The organism is Bartonella taylorii 8TBB (assembly GCF_902825155.1).
Lineage (GTDB): Bacteria > Pseudomonadota > Alphaproteobacteria > Rhizobiales > Rhizobiaceae > Bartonella > Bartonella taylorii_A.
Genome location: NZ_CADEAG010000070.1, coordinates 1 through 573, shown reverse-complemented (window position 1 = coordinate 573; position 573 = coordinate 1). Strand labels below are relative to the sequence as shown.

General features: G+C 43.8%; 2 pseudogenes. Both read left to right on the top strand.

What is annotated here, in order from left to right:
• A pseudogene (locus tag J7R13_RS08685) lies at positions 1-186 on the top strand (phage tail protein); the annotation flags it as partial.
• Positions 187-193: 7 nt separating this feature from the next.
• A pseudogene (locus J7R13_RS08680) lies at positions 194-573 on the top strand (phage tail protein); the annotation flags it as partial.

The window sequence follows — 573 nt, the reverse complement described above, 5'->3', positions numbered from 1 at the left end:
TTGAATGACCAGCAAAGGTTGAAACTTGCCGAACGCTTGGGTGTAAGGGCAGAGGAAATACGCGTGCACGATAAGCGCGCCTTTCCCCATTCCCACCTTCACATGCGTGATGTTCCATTGGCAAGTTCAGGTATAAGTGAGACGCGCCCGATTAATATAAGTGTTGTATTTGGAATCAAGACGTGAGGTTCATATGTCCACGATTTATGATTGGTCTTTAACGGCATCTGAAAATGGTGGTGCTGATGCTTTGATTAATTGGTCAGAGGGACAGCATCCTAACACGGTCAATAATAGCGCTCGTTTTATGATGCAACGGGTAAGTGAGTATTTATCGGATACGGGTGGAGCGCTTGAAGGGATTGTTACGGTTGATAATAACCAAAAGACGAGCGTGATAAGGCTTCTAAGCCAATCGGCATTTTTAGAGTATAAGAATGGCATATCGGTTTGTTTTAAAGCGAAGGGTAAGAATGTTGGGGCGACAACAATTGCTTTAAATAATTTAGCCGGTAAGCCCGTTTATAAGGCGACAGAAACCGGTTTATTAGCCTTATCTGGAGGAGAGATACA